Here is a 1933-nt window from a genome sequence, read left to right as displayed (position 1 = left end):
CGCCTTTTCTTCCGCCTTCTCCCGGCTCATGCCGAAATTGATCGGGCCGAATGAAATGTCCTTTAAAATTGTTTCTTCAAACAGCTGATGTTCAGGAAACTGAAAGACAATCCCGACCTTTTTCCGCAAAGCTTTTAAGTGTTTATTCTTTTTGCCTGCTTCGAGAACGTCCCCTCCGAGGCGTATCTGTCCTTTTGTCGGTTTTAAAAGCCCGTTCAGGTGCTGAAGCAACGTCGATTTTCCCGATCCTGTATGGCCGATCACTGCGACATAGCTTCCTTCTTTAATCACGGCGTTGACATCATAGATCGCAAGGCGTTCAAAAGGCGTTTTCATCTGGTATCGGTGCTCTACATCTTTGATTTCAATGTCCATAGCTCATTCACCAATCCTTCTTGTGTCAGATGATCGCCTTTCAAAGCCAGACCGCTTTCCTTCAGCATTTGGCTGAGCTGAAAAGAAAAAGGCAAATCAAGCCCGATTTTTATCAGGTCTTGATTCAGACGAAAGACTTCCTGCGGCGTGCCTTCGGCAAATTTTCTTCCGCCGTTCATGACGATGATCCGGTCGGCCTTAGCAGCTTCGTTTAAGTCATGTGTAATCGAAATGACCGTAACCATTCCCTGGTCTTTCAGCCTTCTGACCGTATCCAGCACTTCTTCCCGTCCCATCGGGTCGAGCATGGAAGTCGCCTCGTCGAGAATCATGATGTCAGGACGGGCGGCAAGCACTCCCGCAATCGCAACACGCTGCTTTTGCCCTCCAGAGAGATGGTGCGGCTCTTGATCGAGAAATTCTTGCATGTTCACCTGTTGAACGGCCCAATCCACCCTTTCCACCATGTCTTCTCTTGGAACTCCGTTGTTTTCTAAACCAAAAGCCACATCATCGCGGACGGTTGTCCCGACAAATTGGTTATCCGGATTTTGAAACACCATGCCGACTTTTTTTCGGACATCCCAGACCGTCTCTTCCGTCAGCTGAATACCGCCGACTTCAATCGATCCTTCGTCAGGCAGGATCAGTCCGTTTAAAGCACGGGCGAGCGTCGACTTCCCTGAGCCGTTGTGACCTACGATCGCAAGCCATTCTCCTTTCGACACATGGAAAGATACATGATCAAGCGCAGGCCTGTCCGCATCTTTCTGGTAGCGAAACGTGATATCCTCTGCAGCTATTAATCGATCTTGATTCATTTGCCCGTCCGGCCTCCTCTCCTCTAAAGCTCTGCTTTTCTGACTATTCTTTTATCATAGAAAATTCCCCGGTATCTAAAAAAAGGGCATAGATCCAGTTAAAAACTGTCCCGCCCTTCTTTAGACACACAAAATATGTGATTAAACCAATTCGATGATAGCCATTGGTGCTCCGTCACCACGGCGAGGACCAAGCTTCATAATACGTGTGTATCCGCCTTGGCGCTCTTCATAACGAGGTGCTACATCAGAGAAAAGTTTTTGGAGTGCATCTTGGTCTTTCTCTGCATCTGCAACCTCATTGCGGATGTATGCAGCTGCTTGGCGGCGTGCGTGTAAATCTCCGCGCTTGCCAAGTGTAATCATTTTTTCTACAACAGAGCGAAGTTCTTTCGCGCGAGCTTCTGTTGTTTCGATTCTCTCGTTGATGATCAGGTCTGTTGTAAGATCACGCAGCATTGCTTTACGCTGTGCACTAGTGCGTCCTAGTTTTCTGTATGACATGTGGTGTCCCCTCCTTTATTGAAATACTCGATCTGAAATAAAAAACACACGAAAATCCTAGTTCACATGGAAACTAGTCAATCGTCTTTGCGAAGGCCAAGTCCAAGTTCTTCAAGTTTCGCTTTTACTTCTTCAAGCGACTTGCGACCCAGGTTGCGAACTTTCATCATATCTTCTTCAGTTTTGTTCGCAAGTTCTTGAACTGTATTGAATCCCGCACGCTTCAAGCAGTT

General features: G+C 47.2%; 4 protein-coding genes. All 4 read right to left on the bottom strand.

Features of this window, described 5'->3' with window-relative positions; translation table 11 throughout:
- Positions 1-375, bottom strand: a 375-nt coding sequence (locus tag C1T29_RS01230; RefSeq protein WP_208945598.1) for an ATP-binding cassette domain-containing protein, incomplete at its 3' end; no start/stop codon positions are given.
- Positions 351-1196 (bottom strand): energy-coupling factor ABC transporter ATP-binding protein, encoded by an 846-nt coding sequence (locus C1T29_RS01225; protein WP_023855907.1) that lies wholly within the window; start codon positions 1194-1196, stop codon positions 351-353. The genes C1T29_RS01225 and C1T29_RS01230, both read right to left, overlap by 25 nt.
- Before the next feature lie 141 nt (positions 1197-1337).
- Complete coding sequence (gene rplQ, locus C1T29_RS01220; RefSeq protein ID WP_020449876.1) at positions 1338-1700, bottom strand: 50S ribosomal protein L17; 363 nt, start codon at positions 1698-1700, stop codon at positions 1338-1340.
- A gap of 77 nt (positions 1701-1777) precedes the next feature.
- The coding region (locus tag C1T29_RS01215; protein ID WP_331281203.1) for a DNA-directed RNA polymerase subunit alpha C-terminal domain-containing protein at positions 1778-1933 on the bottom strand (156 nt) is incomplete at its 5' end.

The organism is Bacillus sp. MBGLi79 (genome assembly GCF_002953915.1).
This window is presented reverse-complemented; position numbering and strand designations above follow the sequence as displayed.

Coding starts and splice junctions, on each gene's coding strand:
- C1T29_RS01225 (WP_023855907.1), bottom strand. CDS start 1,196: ATGAATCAAGATCGATTAATAGCTGCAGAGGATATCACGTTTCGCTAC.
- rplQ (WP_020449876.1), bottom strand. CDS start 1,700: ATGTCATACAGAAAACTAGGACGCACTAGTGCACAGCGTAAAGCAATG.